23 protein-coding genes are annotated in these 24243 nt (G+C 54.1%); 13 read left to right on the top strand and 10 right to left on the bottom strand.

What is annotated here, in order from left to right; genetic code table 11:
• Positions 1 to 10 precede the first annotated feature (10 nt).
• Positions 11 to 1927: an ATP-dependent DNA helicase gene (locus tag OK409_RS03925; RefSeq protein WP_010260556.1), complete on the bottom strand. Its 1917-nt coding sequence runs from the start codon at positions 1925 to 1927 to the stop codon at positions 11 to 13.
• Between the two features lie 242 nt (positions 1928 to 2169).
• Positions 2170 to 2907, bottom strand: a complete 738-nt coding sequence (locus tag OK409_RS03920; protein WP_033771955.1) for a carbonic anhydrase — start codon at positions 2905 to 2907, stop codon at positions 2170 to 2172.
• Positions 2908 to 4766: 1859 nt separating this feature from the next.
• On the opposite strand from OK409_RS03920, the gene OK409_RS03915 reads away from it, so the two are divergent.
• Positions 4767 to 5441 (top strand): ATP-dependent Clp protease proteolytic subunit, encoded by a 675-nt coding sequence (locus tag OK409_RS03915; RefSeq protein ID WP_264366784.1) that lies wholly within the window; start codon positions 4767 to 4769, stop codon positions 5439 to 5441.
• A 382-nt stretch (positions 5442 to 5823) separates the two neighbouring features.
• Here the strand turns inward: OK409_RS03915 and OK409_RS03910 are convergent, their stop codons facing one another.
• Positions 5824 to 5991, bottom strand: coding sequence for a hypothetical protein (locus OK409_RS03910; protein ID WP_167432858.1), 168 nt, complete (start codon positions 5989 to 5991; stop codon positions 5824 to 5826).
• Positions 5992 to 6341: 350 nt separating this feature from the next.
• On the opposite strand from OK409_RS03910, the gene OK409_RS03905 reads away from it, so the two are divergent.
• Positions 6342 to 6701: a hypothetical protein gene (locus OK409_RS03905; RefSeq protein WP_010260549.1), complete on the top strand. Its 360-nt coding sequence runs from the start codon at positions 6342 to 6344 to the stop codon at positions 6699 to 6701.
• Between the two features lie 67 nt (positions 6702 to 6768).
• Positions 6769 to 7113 (top strand): RidA family protein, encoded by a 345-nt coding sequence (locus tag OK409_RS03900; RefSeq protein ID WP_003852699.1) that lies wholly within the window; start codon positions 6769 to 6771, stop codon positions 7111 to 7113.
• A gap of 12 nt (positions 7114 to 7125) precedes the next feature.
• Here the strand turns inward: OK409_RS03900 and OK409_RS03895 are convergent, their stop codons facing one another.
• Complete coding sequence (locus tag OK409_RS03895) at positions 7126 to 7320, bottom strand: YoaH family protein (protein WP_010260545.1); 195 nt, start codon at positions 7318 to 7320, stop codon at positions 7126 to 7128.
• 110 nt (positions 7321 to 7430) lie between these two features.
• Between OK409_RS03895 and pabB the strand changes: the two genes are divergently transcribed.
• From pabB to OK409_RS03875, 4 genes are all read left to right on the top strand, one after another.
• A complete protein-coding gene (gene pabB / locus OK409_RS03890; protein WP_264366783.1) occupies positions 7431 to 8810 on the top strand; it encodes an aminodeoxychorismate synthase component 1 in 1380 nt (459 codons plus the stop codon).
• Positions 8794 to 9357, top strand: coding sequence for a CoA pyrophosphatase (locus OK409_RS03885; protein WP_010670763.1), 564 nt, complete (start codon positions 8794 to 8796; stop codon positions 9355 to 9357). The genes pabB and OK409_RS03885 overlap by 17 nt, the downstream gene beginning before the upstream one ends.
• A 182-nt stretch (positions 9358 to 9539) precedes the next feature.
• Positions 9540 to 10904, top strand: a complete 1365-nt coding sequence (locus tag OK409_RS03880) for an L-serine ammonia-lyase (protein WP_010260538.1) — start codon at positions 9540 to 9542, stop codon at positions 10902 to 10904.
• Positions 10905 to 11129: 225 nt separating this feature from the next.
• Complete coding sequence (locus OK409_RS03875) at positions 11130 to 12692, top strand: EAL domain-containing protein (protein ID WP_033787658.1); 1563 nt, start codon at positions 11130 to 11132, stop codon at positions 12690 to 12692.
• A gap of 140 nt (positions 12693 to 12832) precedes the next feature.
• Here the strand turns inward: OK409_RS03875 and OK409_RS03870 are convergent, their stop codons facing one another.
• The gene (locus OK409_RS03870; protein ID WP_010260533.1) at positions 12833 to 14413 is read right to left on the bottom strand and encodes a TerC family protein; all 1581 of its coding nucleotides are present in this window, start codon (positions 14411 to 14413) and stop codon (positions 12833 to 12835) included.
• A gap of 507 nt (positions 14414 to 14920) precedes the next feature.
• Here OK409_RS03870 and manX point away from each other — a divergent pair.
• The 4 genes from manX (at position 14921) to OK409_RS03850 (ending at position 18158) form a co-directional block, all read left to right on the top strand.
• A complete protein-coding gene (gene manX / locus OK409_RS03865) occupies positions 14921 to 15883 on the top strand; it encodes a PTS mannose transporter subunit IIAB (protein WP_052270527.1) in 963 nt (320 codons plus the stop codon).
• A 63-nt stretch (positions 15884 to 15946) separates the two neighbouring features.
• Positions 15947 to 16747 carry a PTS mannose/fructose/sorbose transporter subunit IIC gene (locus tag OK409_RS03860; protein WP_010670765.1) on the top strand — a complete coding sequence of 267 codons (801 nt, stop codon included), beginning with the start codon at positions 15947 to 15949 and terminating at the stop codon, positions 16745 to 16747.
• Positions 16748 to 16762: 15 nt separating this feature from the next.
• Positions 16763 to 17608 (top strand): PTS mannose transporter subunit IID, encoded by an 846-nt coding sequence (locus OK409_RS03855; protein WP_010260523.1) that lies wholly within the window; start codon positions 16763 to 16765, stop codon positions 17606 to 17608.
• A 91-nt stretch (positions 17609 to 17699) separates the two neighbouring features.
• Entirely contained in the window at positions 17700 to 18158 is a 459-nt protein-coding gene (locus OK409_RS03850; RefSeq protein ID WP_022625541.1) for a DUF986 family protein, read from the top strand.
• Here the strand turns inward: OK409_RS03850 and rlmA are convergent.
• The 4 genes from rlmA to OK409_RS03830 form a co-directional block, all read right to left on the bottom strand.
• On the bottom strand, positions 18155 to 18964 hold the full coding sequence (rlmA, locus tag OK409_RS03845) for a 23S rRNA (guanine(745)-N(1))-methyltransferase (protein ID WP_022625540.1): 810 nt from the start codon (positions 18962 to 18964) through the stop codon (positions 18155 to 18157). The genes OK409_RS03850 and rlmA overlap by 4 nt on opposite strands.
• A gap of 137 nt (positions 18965 to 19101) precedes the next feature.
• A complete protein-coding gene (cspE, locus tag OK409_RS03840) occupies positions 19102 to 19311 on the bottom strand; it encodes a transcription antiterminator/RNA stability regulator CspE (protein ID WP_003852684.1) in 210 nt (69 codons plus the stop codon).
• Between the two features lie 656 nt (positions 19312 to 19967).
• Entirely contained in the window at positions 19968 to 20978 is a 1011-nt protein-coding gene (locus tag OK409_RS03835) for an MBL fold metallo-hydrolase (protein WP_182504254.1), read from the bottom strand.
• An 18-nt stretch (positions 20979 to 20996) separates the two neighbouring features.
• On the bottom strand, positions 20997 to 21269 hold the full coding sequence (locus OK409_RS03830; RefSeq protein WP_010258793.1) for a YebO family protein: 273 nt from the start codon (positions 21267 to 21269) through the stop codon (positions 20997 to 20999).
• Positions 21270 to 21481: 212 nt separating this feature from the next.
• Here OK409_RS03830 and OK409_RS03825 point away from each other — a divergent pair, with 212 nt between their 5' ends.
• Positions 21482 to 21718 (top strand): YobH family protein, encoded by a 237-nt coding sequence (locus OK409_RS03825; protein WP_010258788.1) that lies wholly within the window; start codon positions 21482 to 21484, stop codon positions 21716 to 21718.
• 30 nt (positions 21719 to 21748) lie between these two features.
• Here OK409_RS03825 and kdgR read toward each other — a convergent pair whose 3' ends face one another.
• The gene (kdgR, locus tag OK409_RS03820; RefSeq protein WP_010670769.1) at positions 21749 to 22540 is read right to left on the bottom strand and encodes a DNA-binding transcriptional regulator KdgR; all 792 of its coding nucleotides are present in this window, start codon (positions 22538 to 22540) and stop codon (positions 21749 to 21751) included.
• Positions 22541 to 22727: 187 nt separating this feature from the next.
• Between kdgR and OK409_RS03815 the strand changes: the two genes are divergently transcribed.
• On the top strand, positions 22728 to 24098 hold the full coding sequence (locus tag OK409_RS03815) for an MFS transporter (RefSeq protein WP_022625538.1): 1371 nt from the start codon (positions 22728 to 22730) through the stop codon (positions 24096 to 24098).
• The last annotated feature ends 145 nt before the right edge of the window (positions 24099 to 24243 follow it).

Here is a 24243-nt window from a genome sequence, read left to right as displayed (position 1 = left end):
TAGCATAAAATTACGCGTCTGGTTCGGGTTGCTGGCGGATAAAGGCGATGGCGCGGGCAATGTCCCGGGTGCGCGGCGTCGGCGGCAGGCTATTGAGAAACAGCGCGCCATAAGGACGTGAAACCAGACGCTGATCGCAAATGACCAGTACGCCACGATCGTCGGTATCGCGGATTAAACGTCCCACGCCCTGCTTCAGGGTGATCACCGCATCCGGCAGCTGCACATCCGTAAAGGGATCGCCGCCACGAATCCGGCAATCTTCCATTCTGGCTTTCAACAGCGGATCTTCCGGTGAGGTGAACGGCAGTTTATCGATGATCACCAGCGACAGCGCATCACCCCGCACATCCACGCCTTCCCAGAAACTACTGGTCGCCACCAGCAGGGCATTGCCCTTATCGATGAACTGTTTCAGCAACTGACCCTTGCTGGTTTCACCCTGCACCAGCACGGGCAGCGTCATTGAGGCGCGAAATTCTGCGGCCAGCTCACGCATCATCAGATGCGACGTGCAGAGAAAGAAACAGCGGCCTTTATTGGCATCAATCAGCGGCTTCATCATTGCGGCCAGCTGGCGTGCACCGCCGGGACGGTTAGGCTCAGGCAGATTGCGCGGAACGCAGAGCAGCGCCTGCTTCGCAAAATCGAACGGGCTGTTCAGAATCAGGCTTTTTGCTGCATTCACACCCAGCCGTTCGGCGAAGTGTGCCATTTTCTCATCCACCGCCAGGGTGGCTGAGGTGAAGATCCAGGCAGCCTTACGATTATCCATTACTTCACGGAAGCGTTCTGCCACCGAGAGCGGCGTCAGCGCCAGGATAAAGTGACGTGAGGTACATTCATACCAGTAGCTGTAGCCCGGCTCGTTAATCGCCCGCAGCCGTTTTAACCGGCCACGGTAGAGCGCGGCTCGCTCGAAGGCGGCATCCAGCAGGGCTGAACGGCCCAGTGAGAGTTTGATAACGTCGTAACAGAGCTCAAGCGCATCATCCAGCAGCGTAAACATCCGCAGGATGTTGTTATCGCTCAGCAGTTCACGCAGGTTACCGCGATAGCCGGGATCGCCTAATGACAGGCGAAAATCCTGCGCGCACTGCGCCAGGCGATCAGCGGATTTCTGCAGCTGCTGAGCATCACGCACCTCGGTGCGGTAGGCGGTAATAATATCTTTGGCGAGATCGAGTAACTGGCGGCTGGAGAGCTGCTGACCAAAATACTGACTGGCGATATCGGGCAGCTGATGGGCTTCATCGAAGATCATCACATCAGCTTCGGGAATAAGTTCGCCAAAGCCGCCCTCTTTCACCACCAGATCGGCAAGAAAGAGATGGTGGTTCACGACCACCACATCGGCGTCCATCGCGCGCTTACGCGCTTTGACCACAAAGCACTCTTTATAGCGCGGGCAGTCAGTGCCGAGGCAGTTATCGTTGGTGCTGGTGACCAGCGGCCAGACCGGGCTGTCTTCGGTCACGCCCGCACAGCTGCTGATGTCGCCATCTTCCGTCTGCGATGACCAGCTGCGCAGCGTCACCAGATCGGTCAGCCCCTGCGCGGTGAGATCGCCGCCCGCCATCGATTGCTGTTCCATGCGTTCCAGGCAAAGGTAGTTGGAGCGTCCTTTCAGCAAGGCCGTTTTACCTTTAAAATCCAGCGCCTTGATCATCGTAGGCAGATCGCGGCCATAGAGCTGATCCTGCAGCGCCTTGGATCCGGTGGAGACAATGACTTTTTTACCGGCCCGCAGAGCGGGAGCCAGGTAGGCATAGGTTTTTCCGGTGCCGGTACCGGCCTCGACCACCAGTTCACCCTGCTGTTTTACGGCTTCAGATACCGCCTGCGCCATCTCACGCTGTGCTTCACGCGGCTTAAAGCCTGCGATCGCCAGCGCCAGCGCGCCATCCACTGCAAAATCGTCTGCCACATACCCTCACTAAGAACGGCAAAAACACTGTAATTATGTCAGTATTGGATCAACAAAGCAAAATTGATAATTATCAATAGCTTATCTATTTTTAGCCGTTGGGAGTGTGGCAACCAGTGGCTCAGGATCGCGTCTGAAAGATGGGAAAAAGGCGGCAGGTGGCCGCCTGAAGAGAAGCGCTCGCAGCACCGGGATGCCTGATGGAAAAGTTGCACCGCGAAAGGCAGCAGAAATCGCTGTGACTACTCTACAATCATGCGCCCATTGAGATGCTGCAACGGACGATTATTGGTGGTTTTCAGCGCCTGTTTAAAGGCGTCGAGCTGCGCCTGAGAGAGCGAAACCGGCTGTTTCAGCACCAGCCAGCGAATCCCTTCGCTGCAGGGTGGCGTCGTCAGGGAGCCGCTGAAACGATAATAGTGCAGATCTTCCGGGAAGAGATCGCGTAAATTTACCTGGCGATTAATGGTTACCTGCTGGTTTTCCTGTTTCGGCATAGCGTCGATCAACGGTGCCAGCGCCGGATTCTCTTCACCGACCTTAAACATCACCGCGACCACGGCCAGATCGCCATCCTCTTTGCTGTGTACAAAGTGGGCTTCAAGGGGAAAGGTGTGCCCATTGATCTGGTTCTCACTCGGCGTATGGAAGTGATACTGACGCAGCGTGAACTTTTCCCGATCCAGTACAAAATCATCTTCTTCATCAACGGTCACCTGAATCGTGTGGCCATTGTTGATCACCTTCTCAGCCGACGTATGGTAGGCCAGATCGAGTGCCTGTAAATGCCCCTCAATCGGATCTTTAATATTGATTGGCGACTGGGACTTACCTTCGTGACAGATGTGGAAGTCGCTGGTCAGTTCGCTCCAGTGTTCCGGGCCAGCTTTGCCTTCGTACGTCCAGTGCGGTTCCGCCGCACCGGCTACGTTGAGGGTAGAAAGCGCCACAACCAGACTTAACATTTTTGGTAATTTCATTTTTATCCCTGCTTTATAAGCTTATTTGCGGCAGGGATACTATTCCGCTGACTACTGAATCAGCAAGGTGACAAAATGCGTTAAATCAAAATTAGAACGAATAAAGAGTTTATAATTACAATCAATGTTAATTTAATTAACAAACATCACGATGTTACGTTTTTAAGCACTTCAGGAAAGGGTTGATATCAATCTCTCTGAATAAAAGAGTTTCATTTTTCTATATTTATCATTTTGATCGTCGAAACGAGCCGGGAGGGAAATTTTGCACTAAATTAAGGCGACGTAAGAAACCGCAAAACTGCACGCAGGCGGTTTTGCGGTGCAACGCGATAACGCGTCATAAAAGATTATGCAGGTGACGCTAGACATCCTTTTCTAATGGTTCCTCTTCTTCATCTTCTTCCTCATCTTCAGGATAAATCTCAGCGTCATCGGGCAGCGGCTCATCGTAATCAGGGCGTTCAGACATAATTTCCTCCGGTGTCAGATAGCAATTTTGCTATGCCCTTTGAGTGTAGCTTACTCCTGCCATCTGTTTTGCAAGGCTCGCAAAAGAGATCAGAAATGCGGGCGCTGCCGCAGACTCTGCTTCGCCACTGTGTGAAACAGCCTTGCGTCACAGCCGGTGCTGATAGCGTACCGGTTAATCGGATGCCCATTCGCCTCCCCCAGCCGCGTTATCATTGACGTCAGTCTGATAGCGGGTTTAATAATTCGCCGCTGAAAAAACTGTGCTTTCAAAAAAACCTCTTACTCGTTTAATGAATAAAAGGCCGGAACTTAACTACCTATAATATAGGGACACGAAAAGTTAATGATGCGATTCAAAGCACAATCATGCACAAAGAAAGGTAACATTAAATAAAAACTCAACAGGAATAGCATTAAACATCGTTCTGTTGTTATAAGAGAAAATCCCTGATATAAAAGAGACAGAATTTAAACGTAATCTGTGAGCATTAGCGGATTGAATATTTCCTCTGATGCAGCCACGCTGACTTAACAGATGGTAGAGAGGTAATTAAAATTCAGGAATTCTGTTATCTCTCACAGGCAATAAAAACTTGTCGCCGGATGAGTCACATCACAATAGAAACCATGCCTCACGGCATCCGTCCTCTTTAAAAGGCCGTTTAAGACTATCTCGCTAAAGATATCCGTTAATGTAAATGAAGTGGGGTTTTATATTATAAGTTAAGTGGGATGTAATCTGGCTGTTGCTGCCCTGTTGCATCCATCTGTCAGTCAGGACACCATTACATCAATAAGGAGAAATATCATTGTTCCCAAAATTACCCCGGTATAGCTTAGTGATTCTGACGCTGAGCGGTTGCGTTACCAACGATGAGGTCAAACTTAACCCAGTTGGTCAACATAGTGAACCTGTCATGCCGCATATAAACCAGGGGATCAGCCCTACACAGCGGCGCGCGATTATGTCCGGCGAACAACCAGACTGGTCTGACGTTTATCCTCAGCGAATCTATAAAAACTCGTCAGCAGTCAGGAAATGATCTGCACGTCGTAACGGCTAACGTCGTTACTCCACCACACAACATAACGTGAAAATATTTTGGAAAAGAGTAATCAAATCATAGATGATGTCTCCCTATGGGATTGGATTGTCACATTAATTTTAACCGGCATACCCGTATTAAATCTTTTCATGCTGCTTTACTGGTCCTTAAACCGAAGGACTAAACGTTCAAAGAAAAACTACGCCAGGGCGAGTTTATTATTGATATTCATCGTACTTATCTTCTATATCATCACCCTGGAAGTTACAACGGGCTATTTTCTTTTTAAACATTACTGATCCTTAAACTGACAGCGTCACACCCTTAAATGGAGTTTTTATGGTGCGTTATTTCACTTTTCTATTATTGGGCGTCACTTCCGCTTGCTGCATAGCAAAAACGTCAGTGGTGATAAATAACACCCTGAAAGCGCAAGAGATAAAATCGGCAAAAATTGTTTACATTGGCGAGGTTAATGGCACTAAAGTGGCAGAACTGATGGCAGGCATCGATGATATTAATGCAAGTTACCCTGCTGTAAAAGAAATATCGCTTTATATAAACAGCTTTGGCGGCGACATGGAAGCTGGCTATATGGGCGGCCAGGCCGTCAGGGGGTCAAGGATTCCGATAAAAACCATCAATGTCGCAATGACAGGTTCGGCGGCTACCCTGATTTATTGCTCAGGGGCGCAAAGGGAAACATTACCCAGCGCGACATTTTTAATCCATCCTGCAGCGAGTCAAAACATTCAGAGCAACTATCTGAAAAAAAATGAAGTCATTTTACTCAGCAGAGATATCGATAATGTCAGTAAACTATTCAGGGACACCTATGCATCCTGTTTCAAAGATGACGGGAAAGAGATAGATAAAGCCCTATTCAGTGAAGACAACCGTATTTACCTGCGTTTTCCAGAATCTGTAAAACAGGGTATTGCACAAAAACGTATTGAAGGAATCGTACCCGCTGATGTCGCTTATTACATTTTCACTTCAGAGGCCAGCGGCTAGCAAAAAATAACGTTATTTATGCCTGCTGGACGAATACTTTTTATCAGATATGCGCCGCCTGGACAGATGGGCGTGCTGGCGGGGAGACATATCGAGCCGTTAGCGGGTAATCCAGAGAAGAACATAACGCAGACGACGTTCAGATGGGACGCCGCAGGATCTCACCATCAATATCACGGTGGATTTTCGCAGTAAGCGCTACCCTTGCATGGTGAGTTTTTTGAGCAGCAATAGCAGGGTTGATTCAACACTGGCCGATAAAAAGCGGCAAATAAAGCAGGCCGCTCAGCCAGATACGGCTTATTCTGGTACAGGGCGTTTATCTGTTTCTGGCTGGTGACCTGATATCACGATTATTGGCGACGCTGCTCTTGCGACCTGCTTATAAGCGGACGTACAACGCGCCCGCCAGCATAACGATGAACAGAATAGCGAAGGTAATAAAGCCCTGCTTAGTGCCACGGGACAATCCAACAAACGCCGAAACCACAATAAACAGCAGCGTCAGTGCGCCGACCATCACCCAAAAAAGATACTGCGTATTCGCCATGCCTGAATCCTCATCCGTAGCGCGATTTATCTGCTGTTTTATAACATTTTTATGCCGCGCGTGCCCTCACTTCTCCCGCTCTTTCGACGCTTCATGCTGCTTTAGCGCAGCAGGGCTGCAACAGTGACAACGTCCGCGGCCAATTATCATGATGCAGACAGTGTGATGCAGTTAGCAAATGCAGAGGAACGCAGCGAGTAAACAAACGCGCGGATTATAATGATTAAATCAGCTTACCGTTGGGATGTGGCACCCGTAGGCTGACGTGCTGAGACTGGTTTAACATTGCCGTTCAGGCGGTGTTAAACAGATGGCCTTAACCCGACTGCCTGACTCAGGCGGAGGAATGTATGAACTGTTTCCGCATCGGCTCTCTGGCTGGCGTGCTGCTGCTCTGCGGCTGCCAGGCACCCACGCCTGATCAGGCTCGTCTGCAGCAGCCTGTTTTTCAGGGTCAAAGCACCCGCACCGTCCCTCAGCTTAGTGACTGTATTTACCGCGGCTGGTCCACCACCAGCGTCATTGCCAGAGATAACACCACCCACACCCAGCCCAACGGCAGCGAGATCAGCGTTTTTACCTGGGAAGATTCGATTTTTGCGGATGTGTCGCCCCGCCGAAAAGGGGCTGAGGTGAAATATTTCACGACTTTCCGGATGGCACCTCAGGTGATGGCGGACAGACAGGCGATTGTTGAGCGCTGCCTGTAAGGCGTAAGGGGTGACAGCGATGTCGGGAGTGTGCCAGGCTAATGCGCAATTAACCAGGGAGAAACCGATGAGTATTACCCGCATTGACCCGGAACACCGTATGTCCGAAGCCGTGATCCACAACGACACGATCTATTACACCAGTGTGCCTGAGAATCTGGATGCCGACGCAGAAGCGCAGACAGCCAATGCGCTGGCAGTAATTGATGCGATTCTGACACGGCTCGGTAGCGATAAAAGCAAAATCCTTGATGCGACGCTGTTTCTGGTGGATAAGGCCGATTTCCCTGCGATGAACCGCGCATGGGACGCATGGGTCTCTCCAGGTAATGCGCCGGTGCGCTGCACGGTACAGGCCGGGCTGTTGAATCCGAAGTACAAAATCGAAATTAAAATTATCGCTGCACGTTAAAAACGCCGGGCGTTATTCCTCTTCGTTTTCTTCATCTTCGTCTTCGAATAGCGCCCGAATCCGTTCGCCCTTGAAATTTTGTCGGATCTCCTGCGCCACCTGGGTGATCGCTTCACCGCTCGACAAACCTCCCGCCATCAATTCCTGAATACGTTCGACGGCCTGCTGCTGCTGCTCATGAGAGAGAGCCGGTATTCCTATAAACATGTTTCACTCCTGCGTTGGGGCAGACAGTATCCCACGCGGAACTAACAGGTGCCAGTCAGGAAAAAATATGGCAGTCTGACCGCCTCTTTGCTCTCTGATTTCTCTGCCCGATGATTGTTGAAACCCTCAGTCTTGATTATACCCCGGATGCGCTGACTCAGCGCTTTGCCCCGATTGCCCATCTGCCCTGGGCGATGCTGCTCTCCTCCGCGCAGGCGAACCACAGCGACAACCGCTTTGATATTCTGACCGCCGATCCCCGCGCCACCCTGGTGACCCGCGGTGCGATGACTACGCTCAGCGACCCGACCGGCACGACCGAATCAACCGCCGATCCCCTGCTGCTGGTGCAGCAGCAGTGTGATGCGCTGGGCGTGACGCCGGCTGCCAGCGATGCCCTGCCGTTTCAGGGCGGTGCGCTGGGCCTGTTTGGTTATGATCTGGGCCGCCGGTTTGAGTCCCTGCCTCAGCAGGCCGCAGCCGATCTCACCACGCCTGACATGGTGGTGGGTATCTATGACTGGGCATTGATTGCCGATCATCATCAGCAGACCCTGACGCTGGTGGCATTAAAGAACGCGGAAGAACGCGCCGCCTGGCTGGCGCAATGGCCGGCGCGCGAGGCCGTGCCCTTTTCACTGACCAGCCGCTGGCGCTCCAACCTGAGCTATGCAGATTACGCTGCGCGTTTTGCGGCGGTTCAGGCCTATATTCAGGCGGGTGACTGTTATCAGGTTAATCTGGCGCAGCGCTTTCAGGCCAGTTACCAGGGTGATGAGTGGCAGGCGTTCAGTATACTCAATGCGGCTAACCGCGCGCCGTTCAGCGCTTTTCTGCGTCTGCCGGAGAGCGCGATCCTCAGCCTGTCGCCGGAGCGCTTTCTGTCGCTGAATAATAAACAGATCGAAACCCGACCGATTAAAGGTACCCGGCCACGCTGTGACGATCCGATTGCTGATGCGCAACAGGCTGAGTCGCTGCGCCATGCAGAAAAAGATCGGGCCGAAAACCTGATGATTGTCGATTTACTGCGCAACGATATTGGCCGCGTGGCGCTACCTGGCTCGGTCACGGTGCCTGAACTGTTTGTGGTTGAACCCTTCCCCGCCGTGCACCACCTGGTGAGCACGGTGCGGGCGCAGCTGCCTGATACTCTGCAGGCCACCGATCTGCTGCGCGCCTGTTTTCCGGGCGGCTCGATTACCGGTGCGCCCAAGATTCGCGCGATGGAGATTATTGATGAACTGGAGCCGCAGCGGCGCAATGCCTGGTGCGGCAGCATCGGTTATCTCAGCCTGTGTGGCCGGATGGATACCAGCATCACCATTCGCACGCTGATCGCTGAAGGTCAGCAGCTCTACTGTGCGGCGGGCGGCGGGCTTGTTGCAGACAGCGATCCCGAAGCGGAGTATCAGGAAACACTCGACAAAGTCAGCCGGATCTTACCGGCACTGGAACAAACCGGAGGTTCAGTTGGCCCTGACGCTTGATGATTTTCGCAGCCGTTTTCTGTTGCAGCAGCCAGCCCGCAGCACACAATTGCTATCCGGGCGCCATGCGGCGGTGCTGGTGCCGATTGTGGCACGGCCTGAACCCGGTCTGTTGCTGACGCAGCGCTCACACGCCCTGCGCAAACATGCCGGACAGGTCGCCTTTCCCGGCGGGATGCAGGATGACACTGACGCATCGCTCATCGCCACAGCACTGCGTGAAGCACAGGAAGAGGTTGGCATTGAGCCGCATCAGGTCGAGGTATTAGGCGCACTGCCCGCCGTGACCAGCAGCACCGGCTTTCAGGTGACGCCGGTACTGGGGATCATTCCGGCCGATCTGCGATTAACGATTAATCCGGATGAGGTGAGCAGCGCCTTTGAGATGCCGCTGGCCGAGGCTTTGCAGCTCAGCCGCTACAGCGCGCTGGAGGTGCATCGGGCTGGCGTTCGCCACCCGGTCTGGCTGTCGCGCTATCAGGATTATCTGGTGTGGGGCATGACCGCGGGTATTATCCGCTCACTGAGTACTCAGATCGCATTCTGAAACCTTTCTCGTTTTTCTCTCTCCGGCCCGTCAGGTTACTGGCGCGCTGCACTATAATTTTTTCTATAAGTTTTGATAAGTTTATTTCATGCGAAAAGCTGCTCTTTCCTGGTGCATGACCATTACTATGGGCGCCATAAACTGCCCCGGCAGACTGAGAATAATTGTGAGGAGTGTCACCTGTGATTAGTGTTTTTGACATGTTCAAAGTGGGCATCGGCCCCTCAAGTTCGCATACTGTCGGCCCGATGAAAGCAGGTAAACAGTTTGTGGATTTGCTGTGCGAACAGGAAAAGCTGCAGGAGGTCACCCGGATCGCCGTGGATGTTTACGGTTCTCTCTCTCTGACCGGCAAAGGCCATCACACTGATATCGCCATCATTATGGGTCTGGCGGGTGAATCGCCGGATACGGTGGATATCGATGCGATCCCCGCCTTTATTAAAGATGTTGAGCAGCGTGAGCGACTGCTGCTGGCGAAAGGCGCACATGAAGTGGATTTCCCGCGTGAAGGGGGCATGGTATTTCGCAGTGAAAACCTCTCCCTGCATGAAAATGGCCTGCGCCTGCTCGCGTTTGCGGGCGACCTGCTGATTCTGTCAAAAACCTATTACTCCGTTGGCGGTGGTTTCATTGTTGATGAAGAGCACTTCGGGCAGTCGGCACTGGATGAAGTCTCTGTGCCCTGGCCGTTCCACTCCGCCAAAGATCTGCTGGCTCACTGTCGTGAAACCGGCCTGTCACTCTCAGGTCTGGTGATGAAAAATGAGCTGGCGCTGCACAGCCGCGATGAGATCCATGCCTATTTCACTAACATCTGGCAGACGATGCAGGCCTGTATCGATCGCGGTCTGAATACCGAAGGCGTGTTGCCAGGGCCACTGCGCGTGCCGCGTCGCGCCGCCTCCCTGCGTCGTCTGCTGACCTCCTCTGACAAGCACTCAAGCGATCCGATGATTGTAATCGACTGGATCAATATGTATGCGCTGGCCGTTAACGAAGAGAACGCCGCGGGAGGCCGCGTGGTGACCGCGCCAACTAACGGTGCCTGCGGTATCGTGCCTGCGGTGCTGGCTTACTACGATCACTTCATTGAGCCGGTGACACCCGACATTTTCCTGCGCTATTTCCTCGCCTCTGGCGCCATCGGCGTGCTGTACAAAATGAACGCCTCTATTTCAGGCGCGGAAGTGGGCTGTCAGGGTGAAGTGGGTGTCGCCTGTTCTATGGCGGCGGCCGGTCTGGCTGAACTGCTGGGCGGCAGTCCGGAGCAGGTCTGCGTGGCGGCTGAAATCGGCATGGAACATAACCTTGGACTGACCTGTGACCCGGTAGCCGGTCAGGTTCAGGTGCCCTGCATTGAGCGCAATGCTATCGCCTCGGTTAAAGCGATTAACGCGGCGCGCATGGCACTTAGGCGCACCAGCGAACCCCGCGTCTCGCTGGATAAGGTTATCGAGACAATGTATGAAACCGGCAAAGATATGAACGCCAAATATCGTGAAACTTCGCGTGGCGGTCTGGCGATTAAAGTTCAGTGTGATTAAGCGAAACGATTAACTGACTAAAAAACGTGCAAACGTAATAAAATCCGCATCCTGCGCTATCTCAGCGCAGGTTTAACCGGTAGAGTGATTTCCGCGCAGCCGTCCGGCTTACGCAACTTTCCAGACCCGCTTTTCTGCATTCCGGCCTCAATGTTGATCTGACCGTGCCGATACTCACCCCGTTGTGTTTTGCTTTTTACTGGCTTTTTGGGAAGGTGAATACAGATGTTTATGGCCCAGCAATCTGTTGGACAATTCAGACGCAAGCGTGTGCTGATAGCGCTGTCGATCGCCACCGTGGTGCTGATATTAACCCTGGCCTTTCGCTATATCGAAGAGAAGTCACGTATCGAGCAGCAGGCGACGGATTTCGCCGATAAAGCGATTATGCGGTTTGACCGGATGTTTTCACCGCTGGAGGTTTCAGCCAATAATACGCTGGGTCTGGTCGGCGTTCCCTGTCAGGATGTTCGCTTTCCACTCATCGAAAAAATTTCTTCCCTGCAGACGGTCCGGGCGATTCTGCTGGTGGATAACGACGTGCTCTACTGCTCCAGTATTTATGGGCCGCGCACCATCCCCTTTAGCCAGACTTACCCTGACTTAGCCTTTAACAGTCAGCGCATGACGCTGGCAACCGATGAGTATCTGCTGAAAGGCTCGCCCATTTTACTGCTGTGGACGCCAAAGAGCCTGGATAACCGCTCCGGGATTTTGCAGGTGATCAACATCGAAATGATGAGCAATTATCTGCTGGAGCCGCAGTTGCCCTGGGTGGAACGCGCTGTCTTTAACGTCAACGGGGAGAGCCTGGAGTATGGCAATCCACTGATCGAGCCCACGGTGCCGGCAGATGATGAAGTGAGCTATGAGCAGGGCTCGCTGCGCTATCCGTTTACGCTTACCCTCTATGGCCCCTCTCCGACCCGCCTGGCGCTGGCGACGCTTCCCTCACAGCTCCCGCTGGCGCTGCTGCTGAGCCTGCTTATGGGTTACATCATCTGGCTGGCGACCGCAAATCGTATGAGCCTGAGCTGGCAAATCAGTTATGGCATTACGGCCCGTGAATTTATGGTTTATTGCCAGCCGCTGATCAACACTAAAAGCGGTGAGTGCGACGGTATTGAGTTACTGCTGCGCTGGCATAATCCCCGTCAGGGCTGGATTGCACCGGATGTCTTTATTCCCCTGGCCGAGCGACAGAACCTGATCAAACCGCTGACGCGCTTTGTACTGAATGAGGTGGTGAGACAGTTACCGCAGTTGCCCGACGATCCCGCGTTCCATATCGCCATTAACGTTGCCGCCAGCCACTTCCGCGACCACGCCATTCTGGAAGATCTGCACAACCTGTGGTGGCCTGCCAATCCGGTGCCGAAACTGGTAGTAGAGCTCACCGAGCGCGATGCCCTGCCGGTCGTGGACCAGTCGGTGATTGCGCAACTGCATGACATCGGTGTCCGGCTGGCGATTGATGATTTTGGCACCGGCCACAGCTCGCTCTCCTACCTGAAAGATCTGCAGCCAGATGTGCTGAAAATCGACAAGATTTTCACCGCAGCCATCGGCACTGACGCGATTAATGCCACGGTGACGGATATGGTGATTTCGCTGGCCCAGCGCCTGAATATCAGTCTGGTGGCCGAAGGCGTGGAGACGGCTGAGCAGGCGGCCTATCTGCGCGAACGCGGCGTGGATCATCTGCAGGGCTACTATTTTGCCCGCCCGATGCCGCTGCAGGATTTCCCGGCGTGGCTGGCGCAGCATCAGGCTGATGCCCGCAGGTGACAATCGCCTGAGCCCCGTTTCGCCCTGCCTGATGACCTTACGCCACAGACAAAAAAACAGCCGCGGCAATGAGCCAGCGGCTGTCGGAGAATTCAGCGCGGCCGGTAAGCCCGGCAGCGCCGCTGCATCAACGAGAACGATTAGCCCTCTTCATCCTCATCATGCGGTTTATCTTTAGTGACCCGCACCAGATCGATACGGTAGTCGGTCGCTTCGATAATCTGGAAGTGCAGCGGAGTAATATCAATCACATCGCCAGGAAGCGGTAACTGCCCTTTCTGCTCAATCAGCAGGCCCGCCAGCGAGGCGTGGTCTTCTGTCGGGTCGACCAGCTCATGGAAGTCGAGCAACTGCTGCAGCGAGTGCAGATCGGTCCCCCCTTTCACTAACCAGCCATCACCATCCGCAATAATATCGGGCGTTTCATCTTCATCCGGGAATTCACCCGCAATCGCTTCCAGCACGTCCAGCGGCGTAATCAGACCCTGAACCACACCAAACTCATTGGTGACAATCACGAAGCTGCCTTTGGCACGACGCAGCACGCCAAGCAGGTTGATCGGATCCAGCGTCTCCGGCACCACGATAGTCGGTGTATTGGCCGCAAAAGTCGCCACATCCACACCGTGCTCCAGCGCCACCAGTAGCTCTTTGGCTCGCACTACGCCGACAATTTCATCCAGTTCACCCCGACAGACCGGGAACAGGCTGTGTGGGGTATCAAGCAGCTGACCGCGAATCTCATCTACCGGACGATTCGCATCGACCCAGGAGATTTCACCTCGCGGCGTCATGATGCTGCGAATCGAGCGGGAAGCCAGCGTCAGCACGCCATTAATCATATAGCGCTCTTCATCTTTAAACGCTTCCTGCGGCATCGCTTCCGCCAGCGCAGCCTCTTCGCTGCTGCTGGTGTTGCCATTGCTGGCGGTCTGGGCACGGTTGCGGCCCCCCATCAGGCGTAAAATCGCTTCGGCGGTGCGTTCACGCATCGGGCGATTTGACTGATGGCGGATAAAGTTACGACGTGCAACCTGGTTGAACAGCTCAATCAGAATCGAGAAGCCAATCGCCGCATAGAGGTAGCCTTTAGGAATATGGAAACCAAAGCCTTCTGCCACCAGCGACAGACCGATCATCAGCAGGAAGCTCAGGCAGAGCACCACTACAGTCGGATGCGCGTTAACAAAATTGGTTAACGGCTTAGATGCCAGCAGCATCACACCCATCGCAATCACCACGGCGGTCATCATCACCGGCAGGTGGTTCACCATACCCACGGCGGTAATCACAGCATCCAGCGAGAAGACCGCGTCCAGTACCACGATCTGCGTCACGACAGCCCAGAAACTGGCATATCCCCGATTACCGGATCCGTCGAGCTGCCGGTTCTCCAGCCGCTCGTGCAGCTCCATGGTCGCCTTAAACAACAGGAACAGACCACCCGCCAGCAGAATTAAATCACGACCGGCAAAGCTGAAACCGCCTACGCTAAAGAGAGGCGTCGTCAGCGTCACCATCCAGGAGATCAGCGACAGCAGACCCAGACGCATGACCAGCGCCAGTGACAGGCCAATCAGGCGAGCTTTATCACGCTGCTTCGGCGGCAGTTTGTCGGCCAGGATGGCAATAAACACCAGGTTATCAATGCCGAGTACGATTTCCAGCACCACGAGCGTCAGTAAACCCGCCCAGATTGAGGGGTCGAATAAAAATTCCATTATTTATGACTCCAGAACAGGGAACAGATCGCGGTGCTGCTTATCAGCGCAGCAATGCGTGACATGCAGGTAGTCGGGAAAGCGGTGAAAACGCCGTGAGGCGAAGGGTGACGCGCCAGCAGGCGCAAAGAACAGATTAAGCGACGTCGGTGACGATCCATAAAGGTGGGCTGAAGCCCGTTACTCCTGAGTAATAAACAGAACGTTAATGTATCAGGTCGGCGAAGTGCGTCAAAAAATTTTCTTATTTTTACAATCTGCCTGACGGATGATCAGGCGCATAAAAAGGGTTACTGGCCACTTCACAGGATGAATAGCTGACAGACATCACATAATTTATTTTTTCGATCACTAAAATAAATCGCGACTTTACCGCCTTGACGTAGTTAACCCATGTTTTTTCGACGCTATACCGATAATTCGAATCATCCGGTTAAACAGATCATCAAAGCAATTCAATACAGTTCATTGACTCAGATGAGCATCTCTAGCGAACGGAGGTAGCACGTGACCATTGCGATAGTAATTGGTACACACGGCTGGGCAGCGGAACAACTGCTGAAAACAGCAGAAATGCTGTTGGGCGAGCAGGACAATGTCGGCTGGATAGATTTTGTCCCCGGTGAAAATGCAGAAACGCTGATTGAAAAATATCAGGCACGACTGGCAGAACTTGATACGACGCAGGGAGTCCTGTTTTTAGTTGATACCTGGGGTGGCAGTCCGTTTAATGCGGCCAGTCGCATCGTGGTCGACAAACCGCAGTATGAGGTCATAGCCGGGGTCAATATCCCGATGCTGGTCGAAACCCTGATGGCGCGCGATGACAATCCCGGTTTTGACGAGCTGGTCGCCGTGGCGGTGGAGACCGGCCGTGAAGGCGTCAAAGCCCTGAAAGCCAAAGAAGAAGCGCCGGCGCCAGCCGCGGTGAAACCGGCCGCTGCGGTGCAACCGGCTAAGCCGATGGCGCCTGGTGACCACATGAAAATCGGGCTGACACGCATTGATGACCGTCTGATTCATGGGCAGGTGGCAACGCGCTGGACCAAAGAGACCAACGTTCAGCGCATTATCGTAGTCAGCGATGAAGTGGCCAACGATCATGTGCGCAAGACTCTGCTGACGCAGGTCGCTCCGCCCGGCGTCACGGCCCATGTGGTGGATGTCGATAAGATGGTGCGGGTGTGGAACAACCCGAAGTATGGTCAGGATCGCGTGATGCTGCTGTTTACCAATCCCACCGATGTACTGCGCGTGGTGGAACAGGGTGTCGATATTAAAACCGTCAACATCGGCGGTATGGCGTTCCGCCAGGGGAAAACTCAGGTCAATAATGCGGTCTCGGTCGATGAAAAAGATATTGCCGCATTCCGCAAACTCAATGAACGCAATATTGAACTGGAAGTGCGTAAAGTTTCCAGTGACCAGAAACTGAAAATGATGGATCTGATCGCGAAAGTTAACGCGTAACAGAAGCACTTATGCGCCTGCGTTTCCGGGCTCCTGGTTATCCTGCTGAGGACAAGAAGTATGATGGAAATAACCTCGCTACAAATTATTTTGATTTTTATTGTCGCCTGTATTGCCGGTATGGGGTCGATTCTGGATGAGTTCCAGTTTCACCGTCCCCTGGTGGCCTGTACCCTGATTGGTATGGTGCTGGGTGATATGAAAACCGGCATTATTATCGGCGGTACGCTGGAGATGATTGCGCTGGGCTGGATGAACATCGGTGCCGCCGTTGCGCCTGATGCCGCCCTCGCCTCCATTATCTCGACCATCCTGGTTATCGCTGGCGGTCAAAGTGTGGGTGCCGGTATTGCGCTGGCGATTCCGCTGGCCGCCGCCGGACAGGTACTGACCATTATCGTGCGTACGCTGACCGTCGCCTTCCAGCATGCGGCTGACAAAGCCGCAGAGAAAGGTAACCTCACGGCCATCTCCTGGATCCACGTCTCTGCCCTGCTGTTACAGGCGATGCGTATCGCTATCCCGGCGCTGATTGTGGCGATTTCGGTCGGCACCAGTGCGGTTCACGCCTTACTCAGCTCTATTCCGGACGTGGTGACCAACGGCCTGAATATCGCCGGTGGCATGATTGTGGTGGTCGGTTATGCGATGGTCATCAACATGATGCGCGCAGGCTACCTGATGCCGTTCTTTTACCTGGGCTTCGTCACCGCAGCCTTCACCAACTTTAATCTGGTGGCGCTGGGCGTCATTGGCGTGGTCATGGCGGTGCTCTACATTCAGCTCAGCCCGAAATACAACCGTGTGGCGGGAGCACCAACAGGTGCTGCGACCGCAAACGATCTTGATAACGAACTCGATTAAGGAACAGGTGAGCACATGGTTGATATTACGAAAGTCGAAAAGAAACTGACACCCGGTGATGTTCGCGCCGTCTTTCTGCGCTCTAACCTGTTCCAGGGTTCATGGAACTTTGAACGCATGCAGGCGCTGGGCTTCTGCTTCTCAATGGTGCCGGTGATCCGCCGTCTCTATCCTGAGAACAATGATGATCGTAAGCAGGCGATCAAGCGTCATCTGGAGTTCTTTAATACCCATCCTTATGTGGCCGCGCCGGTTCTGGGCGTGACTATGGCGATGGAAGAGCAGCGTGCTAACGGCGCCCCGATCGACGATGGCGCGATTAACGGCCTTAAAGTCGGCCTGATGGGACCGCTGGCCGGTGTTGGCGACCCGATCTTCTGGGGTACGGTGCGCCCGGTGTTTGCCGCGCTGGGAGCCGGTATCGCCATGAGTGGCAGTCTGCTGGGTCCGCTGCTCTTCTTTGTGCTGTTTAACCTGGCACGTCTGCTAACCCGCTACTACGGCGTGGCCTATGGCTATCGCAAAGGGATAGATATCGTCAGTGATATGGGCGGCGGTTTCCTGCAGAAACTCACGGAGGGGGCGTCGATTCTCGGCCTGTTTGTCATGGGGGCGCTGGTCAACAAGTGGACACACGTTAACATCCCGCTGGTGGTGTCACGTATTACCGACTCGACCGGTAAAACCACCGTCACCACTGTACAGTCGATCCTTGATCAGCTGATGCCGGGCGTGGTGCCGCTGCTGCTGACCTTTGGCTGTATGTGGCTGTTACGCCGTAAAGTGAACGCGCTGTGGATTATCGTCGGCTTCTTTGCCATCGGTATCTTTGGTTACTGGATCGGCCTGCTCGGTCTGTAATTTCACCCGGCCGGGAGCCTGTGCTCCCGGCTTTTAAGCGTGGTGAGCTGAGCCACAACCGGCTGAGCTCACCCTGTTTGAGGTAGCTGTGATGTCATTAACCGATGCGCTGATTGCGTGTTGTATTGCCGCCCTGATGGGGTTTGCCATTTATCATGAGGCGATTCTGCCGCGTCGCCACGGCCCGACCCGCTTACGGGTTGCGCTGCGCAGGCAGCATAAGCTGGATAGCCTGATTTTCATCGGCCTGCTGCTGATCCTGCTGTGGAACAACGTCAGCCATCACGGCCCGCAGCTCACCACCTCACTGCTGATGGTGCTGAGTTTTCTGGCGTTCTGGTTATTCTGGCTGCGAAAGCCAACGCTGCTGATGAAAAGTGAGGGGTTGTTTTACGCCGGTGTCTGGATCGATTACCGGCGAATTCAGGGCATGAATCTCTCTGAGGATGGCATTCTGGTGATTCAGCTGGAACAGCGTCGGCTGCTGATCGCGGTACAGCAACTCGACGATCTGGAGCGCATCTATAACACCCTGGTCGAGGCGCGCTAGTCGCGCTGCCACACAGTCAGGGTAAAGTCTGCGTCGCAGCTGAACTGCTCGCTCTGCTGCAGGGTCTGCCAGACCTCTTCACGCGCTCGCCAGGCGAACGGCGTCATCTGAAGCAGGGTCGTCGCGGCTGCGCCGGTTAATGCCATCGGGTAACGCAGCGCATGCTGCTCCACCTGGCGGAATCCGGGATACGCTTTCTGCTCCGGCACATGCAACTGCACTTCGCGGTAAATCAGTGCCTTGAACTGCTGCAGATGATGCGGGCCCGGTGTCACGGTCAATACCAGGCCACCCGGCTTCAGCACGCGCGCCAGTTCCGCTTCATTGCAGGGTGCGTAGATTCGGACAACCGCATCCAGGGCGTGATCGGCAAAGGGTAAGCGCTGGCTGGAGGCGACGCAGAAGCGCACGGCCGGATAGCGCTTTGCTGCCAGCCGGATCGCCATTCTGGCGACATCCAGCCCATAGACCTGCCCATCCTCGCCTGCTGCGTCAGCCAGTGCGGCGGTGTAGTAACCTTCGCCACAGCCGATATCCAGGATTTTGCACTCCGGCTGGCTCAGCGCGGGCGCAAGCAGGCTGACGACCCGATCACGCAGCGGCTGGTAGTAGCCTGCCTCAAGAAATTCGCGTCGTGCCTGCATCATCTCTGCACTGTCACCCGGTTCACGTGACCGTTTATGCTGAACGGGCAGCAGATTGACATACCCTTCTTTTGCCTGATCAAACTGATGGCGATTCTCGCAGCACCAGCTGCGCGCAGTAAAGGCGAGAGGAGAATGACAAAGAGGGCAAATCAGGGACATAGGGTGCTCCGGCATCAGATAACGCGGCGCAGTGTAACCTTAACGTTTACGCATCGGAAGCATAAAGAAAGCCCCGGCTGAGAAGCCAGGGCTTTGAGATTTCATGTCAGGGTGCAATGCACCGAGGCGGAGTTGAATCAGATAGCCGTAACGTTAACGGCTGCCGGGCCTTTCTGGCCGTCCTGAATTTCGAACTCAACGCTCTGGCCTTCAGCCAGGGTTTTGAAACCATTGCCCTGAATAGCGGAGAAGTGTACGAACACATCTTTGCTACCGTCAGCAGGGGTGATAAAACCAAAACCTTTAGACTCGTTGAACCACTTAACCTGACCTTTAATCTTTGCCATTTTGCAAATTCCTTTAGATGTTTATTTAGCCCGAAGGCTGTCGTACAGAAAAACCAGAGACATTACTGCATGAGGCACTAATTAAGGTTCGGCAAGGAAGCGGTATTCAACGTCAACGTCTTTACTCGTTCTTCTTTACAGACTTCTTTACAGAAGATGCCATGCATAAACAGAACTGTACCTCGTTTAACTCAGGATTTGTTATCACATATCCTAAAAACAATGGCAAGCCATTTTTAAGGGCCTCAGCCAGCCTGCGCACATAATTGCCAGAAGGCTCACATTGCCTGTTCTGTGGCGCTTACAAATGCCGATGCAAATTAAGCACGCTCTCCGGCCAGACCCCTCTCCGGCCTCTGTTGCCGGGTCTAACCCAATGGATACCATAAGAAATTAATATTTCACAAATATGGCAATAACAGAATGAATAAGCGAAGCGCGAAAAGTTGAAAATATCAATAATCCGGCTTCAATCCTGTACAGCGCCTTTTATTTCGTACAGATAACACTTTTTTTGCACCAAAAGCAGGAGCCAGACAGTCGTCCTGCTCCAAATAAAAGCATTGAGCCCGATTTTACTTATTAAGAATTTAACTTTTGATTTGAAAAATTGATATCAGATAATAAAAATCGGGCCTTTGTTTATCTCTGAGGTTTTAGGATAATTCCTGGGTATCCTTATTCAGCCCGCGGCTTTCGCCTATTCGCCACGGTGCGAAACCGCCCTTTTGCTCGTTTGCCCGCAGCAGCGCATCCGCCAGTTCTTTGGGTGGTTCATCCAGCGACTCATCGGCCAGTTCGAACACGCCCCAGTGGATGGGCAGCGTCAGCGGCCTGCCTGCTGCCTGCCATAGCGCCACCGCCTGATCGGGATTCATATGTTGGCCCGCCATGAACCATTCAGGTGCATAAGCGCCAATCGGCAAAGCCGCCAGGCTGAACGGGCCGAGTCGGGCAGCAATCTCCGGCAGGCTATCGCTGTAGCCGCTGTCGCCCGAGAACCAGAAGCGCACGGAGGCAGAACGCACGACCCAGCCGCACCAGAGCGAACGGTTTCGATCACGCGGCGTTCGCATACTCCAGTGACGTGCCGGCACCGCATCAAAACAGAGGTCGCCGACAGTAAACTGTTGCCACCAGTCGAGCTGATGGACCTGTTTCACGCCCCGCGCCCTGCACCATTTTTCCAGGCCCAGCGGCACAATGAAGGTCGCCTGCGGAAAACGCCGGACGATCGCTTTAACCGTCGGCCGATCAAGATGATCGTAATGGTTATGTGAAATAAGCACGACATCCAGACGCGGCAGATCAGCGATGCTAAGCGGTGCGGGCGTTTTTCGCTGCGGCCCGGCAAAAGAGAGTGGTGAGGCGCGTGACGAGAGTGCGGGATCGATCAGGATATATTGCTGGTTCAGCCGCAGCAGCACGGCGGCATGACCCAACCACCAGATGCGATCGTCACTGCCGCGGATATCAGCGTGCTGCCACCACTGTTCGGTGAAAGCCCTGTAGCCCTGCTGCGGTGGCAGCGGCAGCCCCTGCGCTTTGCGCTCCCTGCGCCAGCGCTGCAGATCGCCCGGCTTGCGCCGTTCCGGTTCAGGATTGCAGAATCCCTCGGGCGTGTGATGCGCTTTGCTGCTGTCATACCACGGATTTTTCCAGACCATCCCGCCTCTCTGCTGTGATTATCGTTCCGGAATCAACCGGATAAAATCGCGTTTCTCGCGATCGTCATCGGTTTTTTTACTCTCTGCCCCTGGCTGCATTTCAATCAGACGGCGCAGCAGCTGATTCTGTTTCTTCTGCTCTTCCAGCAAAGATTCCAGTAAGCGGATTTGCTCACCGGCGCGCACGCTGGCGCGGTTGACAAAGAACCAGGCGATAAACGCCACAATCAAAATAATGACCAGCAGGCCATAGCTGACCAGTGGGCCCGAATTTGCGGCTAACTCATTCATAACTGCCTCGTAAAACTAAGTGGAAACGCCAGAACATGGCAACCGCCTATTCTACCTGTCGCCATCGCAAAAGATAATGGAGTTAACATCAATGCAGAATTTGCCGTTTCAGTTATCTCTGATCGATCCCACCAGAAAAGCGAGGCATGCTGATATCATCATAACCGGCGGCACCAGGTGGAGCGCTGAGGTATCTTTCACAAGGAGACATAATGAAACTGTTTATTCGTACGGTAGGCTTGCTGGCGGTGATCTGGCTGGCGATGCTGTTTACCGGCTATGGCGTATTAACCGGCAGTACTAAAAATGCAGCCGGCCTTGGCCTGCAGTGCAGCTATCTGACCGCTCGCGGTGTGATCAGTGCGCAGTATCTGCATACTGACAGTGGCGTGGTGGGTGTGACTGATTGTCCGTTGCTGAAGAAAAGCGGAGAAGTGATCGATAATTAACAAAACAGCGGGCCACATGGCCCGCTGTTTTCAGAACGGATAGTCGTGATAGCCCATCTCTGAGGAGAGCGTGCGCGCCGCCCGATGCAGCATGGCCACGTAATCCTGGCGGGCATCTTCTGAAAAGCGAATGGTGGGAAAAGAGATGCTCAGTCCCGCAATCACCACGCCAAAACGGTCAAACACCGGCACAGCGAGGCAGCGTAAGCCCTCTTCCTGCTCTTCGTTATCTTCACCATAGCCCTGCGTTCTTACCTGATCCAGCGCCGTAATCAACGCCTCCGCGCTTAACAGCGTATTGGCCGTGCTCCGTTTGAATTCGACATCCCGCAGGATCTCCTCAACTTCGCTGCGATCGCGCCAGGCGAGCAGAACTTTTCCAATCGCGGTGGTATGCAGCGGATTACGACGGCCAATGCGCGAATACATACGCAGGTTGTAGAGGGAGTCGATTTTGTGGATGTAGACAATACTGTCCTCTTCCAGCGCCCCCAGATGAATGGTCTCTTTGGTCAGACGCGAAAGCTCACGCATCTGCACATCCGCACTGCGGATTAAATCGACGTTCTGCAGCGCTTTAGCGCCCAGCTCAAACAGCTTCAGTGTCAGTGAGTACTTCTCGCTCTCACCTTCCTGCGTGACATAACCCAGCGACTTCATGGTCTGCAGGAAACGGTAAACGGTGCTTTTTGACATCATCACGCGCTGCGCGAGCTCAGTAATACCGTGATCGCGCTCTTCACCCAGCGCCTGCAGAATGCCGAACACTTTAAGTACCGAAGAGACGGAATCGGGCTGTTTATCATTTTCAGCAGAGGACATCGCGCACCTTGTTAAACCTGTTTCAAAAAAAATGGAACGGACTGTCAGTATAGAGTGAGGCATACGAAGGCAGCAATGCTTTAACCATTACGTCATATTTAAAGACAGTTTTTTATCCGTCCGATCGCTGCATTTCAGCGTTAATTTCATTAGCATGATGATATTCACCCTCTTTAGTAATTAACTTATGACACTCTCTCCTCCTCAGGATGGATTACCCGCGCGTCAGCGCTATATGGCAATCGTCACCATCGCGCTGGGTCTGACCATGGCGGTGCTGGATGGCGCGATAGCCAATGTCGCCCTGCCCACTATCTCGCGCGAACTGAATGCCAGCCCGGCGCAGTCGATCTGGATAGTGAACGCCTATCAGATTGCGATTATCGTCTCGCTGCTGTCGCTCTCCTTTCTGGGCGACATGCTGGGTTATCGCCGCGTCTATCAGGCGGGCCTGGCGCTGTTTATTGCCACTTCGCTGTTCTGCGCTTTCTCCACCACCCTGACCATGCTGACTTTCGCCCGCGTGCTGCAGGGATTAGGAGGTGCAGCGCTGATGAGTGTGAATACCGCGCTGATACGCATTATCTATCCGCAGCGTCATCTGGGACGCGGCATGGCGATCAACTCGCTGGTCGTGGCGGTTTCAACCGCGGCAGGCCCGACGGTCGCCGCAGCGATTCTTTCGGTGGCAAGCTGGAAGTGGCTGTTTCTGATTAACGTCCCGCTGGGTGCCATTGCGCTCTGGCTGGCGCTGCGCACGCTGCCTGATAATCCGCAGAAAGCGACGGCGCAGAAATTTGATGTTCCCAGCGCGATCATGAACGCCCTGTTCTTTGGTCTGATCATCTCTGCGCTGAGCGGGTTTGCACAGGGACAGAGTCATCTGCTGGTGCTGTCGGAGGTCATTGCTCTGCTGGTTGTGGGCTGGTTCTTTATTCGTCGTCAGTTAAACATGGCGGTGCCGCTGCTGCCGGTTGATCTGCTGCGTATCCCGATTTTCAGCCTGTCGATGGGAACGTCGGTCTGTTCGTTCTGCGCGCAGATGCTGGCGATGGTGTCGCTGCCCTTCTTTCTGCAAAACGTCCTGCAGCGTGATGAGGTGGCAACCGGTTTACTGCTGACGCCCTGGCCGCTGGCAACCATGGTATTTGCGCCGATTGCCGGCCGGCTGATTGAACGGGTGCATGCCGGGCTGCTGGGCGGCATCGGGCTGGCCATGTTCGCCCTGGGGCTGTTTCTGCTCGCCTGGCTGCCGGCCAACCCGGGTGATGGCGACATTATCTGGCGTATGATGCTGTGCGGTGCCGGTTTTGGACTGTTTCAGTCACCCAACAACCACACTATTGTCACCTCTGCTCCGCGTCATCGCAGCGGCGGCGCCAGCGGCATGCTGGGCACCGCGCGCCTGCTGGGCCAGAGTATGGGTGCTGCACTGGTCGCGCTGATGTTTAATCTGTTTGATGAACGCGGGACGCACGCTTCGCTGCTGCTGGCGGGCAGCTTTGCCGCCGTGGCCGCGCTGGTCAGTGTGTCACGGATGACGCAGACCCGCGCCTGATGGCAGAAACAGAAAAGGCGACCACCTGACAGAGTGTGACCCGATTCGCTGTAAGGCCGAGCCTTCACAGGGAACCCGGTCAGATCGGAAAGACTTCTGTCATCCATGACGGTCGGCCCGCACCATCCATGGCGCGGGACGCTTT

It is taken from the genome of Pantoea sp. RG18 (assembly GCF_025910075.1).
In the GTDB taxonomy this organism is placed as follows: Bacteria; Pseudomonadota; Gammaproteobacteria; order Enterobacterales; family Enterobacteriaceae; genus Pantoea; species Pantoea agglomerans.
This window is presented reverse-complemented; position numbering and strand designations above follow the sequence as displayed.